The organism is Nocardioides sp., assembly GCF_031397825.1.
GTDB lineage: Bacteria > Actinomycetota > Actinomycetes > Propionibacteriales > Nocardioidaceae > Nocardioides.
This window is the reverse complement of sequence record NZ_JANNML010000108.1, coordinates 1-6,414: the sequence shown is the minus strand read 5'-3', so window position 1 is coordinate 6,414 and position 6,414 is coordinate 1. Positions and strand designations below refer to the sequence as shown.

Genomic DNA, 6,414 nt, shown 5'->3' with positions numbered 1-6,414 from the left:
TCGGCGGGCACCAGCTCGAGGTCGAGGTCGCGCACGAGGGCGTTGAGGTGGCGGTTGCGCATGACGTCGCCGAGGTGCTCGCGCAGCGCCTCACCCTTCTTGCCGGTGATCTGGTCGGCGTGGGCGATGACGTTGTCGAGGCCGTCGAACTGGTTGATCCACTTGGCCGCGAAGCCCTGGCCCACGCCCGGGACACCCGGCAGGTTGTCGGAGGTCTCCCCGACGATCGCGGCGAGCTCGGGGTAGCGGTGCGGGGGCACGCCGTACTTGGTCTCGACGGCCTGGGGCGTCATCCGCGCGAGGTCGGAGACGCCGCGCATGGGGTAGAGGACGGTGGAGTGCTCGGTGACGAGCTGGAGTGCGTCACGGTCACCGGTCAGGACGAGCACGTCCATGTCGTCGGCGAGGGCCTGGGTCACGAGGGTCGCGATGATGTCGTCGGCCTCGAAGCCGTCCTTCTTCAGGAAGGGGATGCGCAGGGCGTCGAGGACCTCCTCGATCAGCGGCAGCTGGCTGCTGAACTCCCCCGGCGTCTTGTTGCGCTTGGCCTTGTACTCGGCGTACTGCTCGAGACGGAAGGTCTGGCGTGACACGTCGAACGCGACCGCCAGGTGGGTCGGCTGCTCGTCGCGCAGCACGTTGATGAGCATCGAGGTGAAGCCGTAGACGGCGTTGGTGTGCTGGCCGGTCGTCGTGGAGAAGTTCTCGACCGGCAGCGCGAAGAACGCGCGGTAGGCCAACGAGTGTCCGTCGAGCAGCAGCAGACGAGGGCGGGTTGTCGTGGAGGCCTCGGGCACCCGCCGACTCTAGCCGCCACCACCGACGGCCCCACGCGACCGGTCGGCCACAATGGGCGCATGACTGACGACCAGCCGGCCAGCGCGTCCCTCGAGGAGTTCCTCGCCGCCATGCCCAACGGCGCCCTGGGCGACAAGATGGGCATCGAGGTCGTGGAGGTGACGCCCGAGCGGATCGTCGCCACGATGCCGGTCGAGGGCAACACCCAGCCCTACGGGCTGCTCCACGGCGGCGCGTCGGTGGTCCTGGCGGAGTCCCTGGGCTCCATCGGGTCGGCACTGCACGCCCACCCGGACCGGGTGGCGGTCGGGATCGACATCAACGCCACCCATCACCGCTCGGCGACGTCGGGCCTGGTCACGGGGGTGGCCACGCCGGTACACCTCGGGCGCACCAGCGCGTGCTTCGAGGTCGTGATCAGCGACGAGCGCGGCAAGCGGGTCTGCACCGCCCGGATCACCTGCGCGCTGATCCCCGCGGAGCGCCTCGCGAGATAGCGGCCGGCTCGGCTCAGGCGGTCGGCGACTGGGCGCGCCGCATCGAGCGGCGCGCGGCGAGCACCCGCGTGAGCTGACGACCGCTCGTCGTCGGGAGCGCCGGTCGTTGCGCGGTCAGCTTGGCGCGCACCACCTGGGTCGGCGCGATCCGGACCGTGGCGTGCGGCCCCAGGGCGAGGCGGGCCATGAACCGGTTGGCGTCGCGCGACCCGGAGGTGGCCGCCGTGGCGACGTGGCCGATGCCGAGCTCCTCGGCGAAGGCGACCGCGCTCTCCATGAGCAGGCGCCCGATGCCGTGGCGACGGAACTGCGGGAAGACGTGGGGCGAGATCGCCTGGACGGTCTGCTCGAGGTTGATCGGGGTCAGCGTGCACACCCGCAGGAAGACGGCTCCGGCGAGCTGGCCGTCGTAGTCCGCGACGAGCAGCCGCTGCTCCGGCGAGGCCGTGGCGGCCTTGATCACGAGCTCGAGGTCGGCCACCTGGTCCTGGTGGTCCGCGCGTCGTACGGCGTCGGCCCAGAGCTCGGCGAGGACAGGCGCGTCGCCGACCTCGGCACACCGCAACGTCACCATCGAACGGCTCACGCGTTCCCCACCTTCCAGAGCTGAGCACCACAGGGACCGCACTCCATGCCCACCACGCGCACGGCCCTGGTGAAGACTACGCTCAGCCCGCCCGCCATGACAGAGGAGCCTCGTGATCCCCGGAGTCGGCACCGCCGTCAACGTCGCCACCGTGCTGGTCGGCGCCCTCCTCGGCCGGCTGCTGGGCAACCGGCTGCCGGTCCGGACCCGTGACCTCGTCACGGATGCCCTGGGCCTGGTCACGCTCCTGATCGCGGCCACGTCGGCCCTGGCGGTGCGCGACGCGGACCTCGCCGCCAAGGTGGGCGACAGCGCCCCGATGCTGATCGTCCTGGGCTCGCTGCTCCTGGGCGGGATCCTGGGCTCGCTGCTCCACCTCGAGGACCGGGTGGAGTCCCTCGGGCGCTGGCTCCAGCGACGGCTCTCGGCCACGAGCGACTCCGTCGAGCGGCAGCGGTTCGTCGAGGGCTTCGTCGTCTCGTCGCTGATCTTCTGCACCGGCCCGCTGACCATCCTCGGGTCGCTCAACGACGGGCTCGGCAACGGCGCCGACCAGCTCTTCCTGAAGGCCACCCTGGACGGGTTCGCGGCGATCGCCTTCGCCGCGTCCTTCGGGTGGGGCGTCGCCGCCTCGGCACTCACCGTGCTGGTCGTGCAGGGCAGCCTGACGCTGGTGGGCATGGGGCTCGGTGACGTGCTGCCGGAGGCCGAGCTGGCCGCCATCACCGCGACCGGTGGTCTGCTCCTCGTGGGGGTCGCCCTCCGCCTGCTCAAGATCCGGGAGATCCCCGTCGCCGACCTGCTGCCCGCCCTCCTGGTCGCGCCGGGGCTCGTCTGGGCGGTCGCGCAGCTCTCCTGAGGCGCTGTGACCCAGATAACGAATCGGCCACAAACCACGCACGATCCTCCATTCCGTCCTCAGCCGCCCCTGGGGGCATTACGTTGCAGCAAATCCCCTGGCTCCACGATGGGGCCGGTAAGACACGGAGGACGCATGAACCTCAGATCCACACGTACCCGACTGGCAGTAGTTGCGGTGACCGGCATGCTGGCCCTCTCCGCCTGTGGCGGCGATGATGGCGACACCGAGCCCAGCGCTGACGAGTCGTCCGACACGACCGAGTCGAGCGCGCCGCCCGCCGAGACCGGCGACGGCGTCCTGACCTTCGGCTCGCTGCTGCCCGAGACCGGCAGCCTCGCCTTCCTCGGCCCCCCGGAGTTCGCGGGTGTCGACCTGGCCGTCCAGGAGATCAACGAGGCCGGTGGCGTCAACGGTGCGGACGTCGTCCACGTCCGCGGCGACTCCGGAGACGCTGACTCGGGCATCGCCCCCGCCGAGACCGACGAGCTCCTCGCCGCCGGCTCCGACGTGATCATCGGTGCGGCGTCCTCGGGCGTCTCGCTCACCGTCATCGACGCCATCCAGGCCGCCGGTGCCGTCATGTTCTCCCCGGCCAACACCTCGACTGCCTTCGACGAGCCGCCCTACGACTCGCCGGACCTCTACTTCCGCACGGCTCCCTCGGACATCCTCCAGGGTGCCGTGATGGCCAACCTCCTCATCGAGGACGGCCGCTCCAACGTCGCGATCCTGGCTCGCCAGGACGCCTACGGCGAGACCCTCGCCGAGCAGGTGGCGACCAACCTGGAGAACGCCGGTTCCAGCGTCGCCGCCACCGTGTTCTACGGCGAGAACGCCCAGTCCTTCGACTCGCAGGTCGACGAGATCGCCGCTGCCGGTGGCGACTCCCTGGTCCTGATCGGCTTCGAGGAGACCGCGACCATCGTGCCGCAGCTCATCACCGCCGGCGCCGGCCCGCAGGACATCCCGACCTACTTCGTCGACGGCAACACCGCCGACTACAGCGAGGGTGGCAGCACGCCGCTGCCCGCGGGCGCGCTCGAGGGCACCAAGGGCACCATCCCCGGTGCCGACACCGGCGGCGAGTTCCAGAAGCGTCTCCTGGACCTCAACCCGGACCTGGACTCCTTCGCCTACGCGGCCGAGTCCTACGACGCCGTGATCACCTCGGCCCTCGCGGCCGTGGCGGCCGGCGCCGACGACGGTGAGTCCGTCGGTGCCGCGATCGTGGACGTCACCATCGGTGGCGAGAAGTGCACGACGTTCGCCGACTGCGTCGCGCTCCTCGACGAGGGTGCCGACATCGACTACGACGGTGTCTCCGGTCCCATCGAGCTCGGCGAGACGGGCAGCCCGACCGCTGCCTCGATCGGCATCTACGAGTACAAGGCCGACAACACCATCGAGGCTGTCGACTTCATCAGCGGCCAGATCTGATCCACCGCTGACGGGGCCACGGCCCCGACCGCAGGACCCCGCCGGGCCCGAGACCGCAAGGTCTCGGGCCCGGTGCCGTTGGGCATGTCTCCCCGTCTCCGCGCGTACGGCGCCGCCCGTCCCCCGGCAGTCGTGTGCCGCTGCCAGCGCCCCTGCGCGCCCAGGGACCCACGACCCGCTGCCGGGGCCCCTGGGCGGTCCCGGCGTCCGATGCCACGGGACGCAGACGGGCCCCGGGACCATGGCTGGTCCCGGGGCCCGTCTGCGATGCACTGCCTAGCTGGCGCCCAGCGTGCCGAGGTAGAGCTGGATGACCTTGGGGTCGCTGCCGAGCGACTGACCAGTGCCGGTGTAGGCGTTGCGGCCGTGGTCGAGCACGTAGCCCCGGTCGCAGATCTGCAGGCAACGTCGTGCGTTCTGCTCGACCATGATCACCGAGACGCCCGCACGGTTGATGTTGCGGGTCTGCACGAAGACCTCGTCCTGCAGCACCGGCGACAGACCGGCCGAGGGCTCGTCGAGCAGCAGCACCGAGGGCGCCATCATCAGGGCGCGGCCCATGGCCACCATCTGCCGCTCCCCGCCCGACAGGGAACCGGCGCGCTGCTTGCGGCGCTCCCCCAGCCTGGGGAAGATGTCGGTCACGAAGGTGAACCGCTCGGGGAACTTCTGCGGCGTCTGGTAGCAGCCCATCTCGAGGTTCTCCTCGATGGTCAGGCTCGGGAAGACGTTGTTGGACTGCGGGACGAAGCCGATGCCCTTGGTGACCAGCTCGTCGGCGCGCATGTTGGTGATGTCCTCACCGTCCAGCACCACCGAGCCGGTGCGGACCTTGACCAGGCCGAAGAGCGCCTTGAGCAGGGTCGACTTCCCGGCGCCGTTGGGGCCGATGATGCCCACCAGCTCGCCCTTGTTGCAGTAGAGGTCCGCGCCGTTGAGGATGTCGACGCCCGGCAGGTAGCCACCGATGAGCGCGTCGGCTCGCAAGATGGCGTCGCCGGCGGCCGCCAGGTGGACCTCCCGCTCCGGGGTGGTCGTGGTGGACTCGCTCATGGGGTCGCCTCTCCGTGCGTCTCTGCCTCGAGCTCGGCCTCGGCCACGGCCTCGATGGCTGCCTCGTCCATGTCGCGCAGGTCGGTGTCGTGGTGGGCACCGAGGTAGGCGTCGATGACGGCGGGGTCCTGCATGACGGCCTGGGGCGTCCCCTCGGCCACGATCTTGCCCTGGGCCATCACGATGACCCAGTCGGAGATGTCGCGGACCATGTCCATGTCGTGCTCGACGAAGAGCACCGTGCGGCCCTCGTCGCGCAGTGACTTCACGTGACCCAGCAGCGACTGCTTCAGCGCCGGGTTGACCCCGGCCATCGGCTCGTCGAGCATGATCAGCTCCGGGTCCACCATGAGCGCGCGGGCCATCTCGAGGAGCTTGCGCTGTCCTCCCGAGAGCGAACCGGCGAAGTCCTCACGCTTGGCATCGAGCTTGAAGCGCGCCAGGAGATGGTTGGCGCGCTCGGCGTTGGCCTCCTCCTGGGCGCGCCAGCGGAAGGGCAGGAGCGCCGAGAGGAGCTTCTCCCCACGCTGGCCGGTGGCACCGAGGAGCATGTTGTCCATGACGGTGAGCTTGGACAGGACCTTGGTCAGCTGGAAGGTGCGGACCATGCCGCGGCGGGCGACCTTGTAGGAGGCGACGCCCGCGAGCGAGCCCCCGTTGAGGCTCCACGAGCCGGAGTCCGGCACGTCGAAGCCCGTGAGCAGGTTGAACAACGTGGTCTTGCCGGCGCCGTTGGGCCCGATCAGCGCGGTGATGACTCCCCGCTGGATCTCGATGTGGTCCACGTCGACGGCCGTGAGGCCGCCGAACTTGCGGGTGATGTTGTCCCCGACGATGAGCGCGTCGGGCTTGGCTGCTCCTGGGACGGCGGGCACCGCGCCGAGGTCGACCGCGGACCTCGTGGTGGCAGTGGTGCTCTGGCTCGTCGACTGCGCGTCAGCGTCCATCGATCGCGATCTCCCTTCGGTCGCCGAAGATCCCCTGTGGTCGGAAGATCATCAGGAGCATGAGGCCGAGTCCGAGCATGATGAATCGGATGAGGCTGGACTGTGTGTTGGTCATGATGAAGTCGGGGATCAGCGGATCTGCTCCCGATGTCGCCTGGCCGAAGAACGATCCCAGCCCGGCGATCAGGAACCAGAACACGATCGATCCGACGACCGGGCCGAGCACACGCGCCG

General features: G+C 70.1%; 7 protein-coding genes and 1 pseudogene. 3 read left to right on the top strand and 5 right to left on the bottom strand.

What is annotated here, in order from left to right:
* The coding region (locus tag RMN98_RS09585; protein ID WP_309648587.1) for a 5'-3' exonuclease H3TH domain-containing protein at window positions 1-797 on the bottom strand (797 nt) is incomplete at its 3' end.
* A gap of 60 nt (window positions 798-857) precedes the next feature.
* On the opposite strand from RMN98_RS09585, the gene RMN98_RS09580 reads away from it, so the two are divergent.
* Window positions 858-1,295: a hotdog fold thioesterase gene (locus RMN98_RS09580; RefSeq protein WP_309648586.1), complete on the top strand. Its 438-nt coding sequence runs from the start codon at window positions 858-860 to the stop codon at window positions 1,293-1,295.
* 13 nt (window positions 1,296-1,308) lie between these two features.
* Here the strand turns inward: RMN98_RS09580 and RMN98_RS09575 are convergent, their stop codons facing one another.
* Window positions 1,309-1,881 carry a GNAT family N-acetyltransferase gene (locus RMN98_RS09575; protein WP_309648585.1) on the bottom strand — a complete coding sequence of 191 codons (573 nt, stop codon included), beginning with the start codon at window positions 1,879-1,881 and terminating at the stop codon, window positions 1,309-1,311.
* A 112-nt stretch (window positions 1,882-1,993) separates the two neighbouring features.
* Between RMN98_RS09575 and RMN98_RS09570 the strand changes: the two genes are divergently transcribed.
* Window positions 1,994-2,740: a DUF554 domain-containing protein gene (locus tag RMN98_RS09570; protein ID WP_309648584.1), complete on the top strand. Its 747-nt coding sequence runs from the start codon at window positions 1,994-1,996 to the stop codon at window positions 2,738-2,740.
* A 186-nt stretch (window positions 2,741-2,926) separates the two neighbouring features.
* Entirely contained in the window at window positions 2,927-4,180 is a 1,254-nt protein-coding gene (locus RMN98_RS09565) for an ABC transporter substrate-binding protein (RefSeq protein WP_309648588.1), read from the top strand.
* A gap of 276 nt (window positions 4,181-4,456) precedes the next feature.
* Here the strand turns inward: RMN98_RS09565 and RMN98_RS09560 are convergent, their stop codons facing one another.
* From RMN98_RS09560 to RMN98_RS09550, 3 genes and pseudogenes are all read right to left on the bottom strand, one after another.
* On the bottom strand, window positions 4,457-5,233 hold the full coding sequence (locus RMN98_RS09560) for an ABC transporter ATP-binding protein (RefSeq protein WP_309648583.1): 777 nt from the start codon (window positions 5,231-5,233) through the stop codon (window positions 4,457-4,459).
* Window positions 5,230-6,180, bottom strand: coding sequence for an ABC transporter ATP-binding protein (locus RMN98_RS09555; protein WP_309648582.1), 951 nt, complete (start codon window positions 6,178-6,180; stop codon window positions 5,230-5,232). Before RMN98_RS09555 ends, RMN98_RS09560 begins: the two co-directional genes overlap by 4 nt.
* Window positions 6,170-6,414 (bottom strand): annotated as a pseudogene (locus RMN98_RS09550) (branched-chain amino acid ABC transporter permease); the annotation flags it as partial. The gene RMN98_RS09555 and the pseudogene RMN98_RS09550, both read right to left, overlap by 11 nt.

What these genes read in the sequence shown, in the direction of transcription:
- RMN98_RS09580 (WP_309648586.1), top strand. Translation starts at nt 858, where the DNA reads ATGACTGACGACCAGCCGGCCAGCGCGTCCCTCGAGGAGTTCCTCGCC.
- RMN98_RS09565 (WP_309648588.1), top strand. Translation starts at nt 2,927, where the DNA reads ATGCTGGCCCTCTCCGCCTGTGGCGGCGATGATGGCGACACCGAGCCC.
- RMN98_RS09560 (WP_309648583.1), bottom strand. Translation starts at nt 5,233, where the DNA reads ATGAGCGAGTCCACCACGACCACCCCGGAGCGGGAGGTCCACCTGGCG.
- RMN98_RS09555 (WP_309648582.1), bottom strand. Translation starts at nt 6,180, where the DNA reads ATGGACGCTGACGCGCAGTCGACGAGCCAGAGCACCACTGCCACCACG.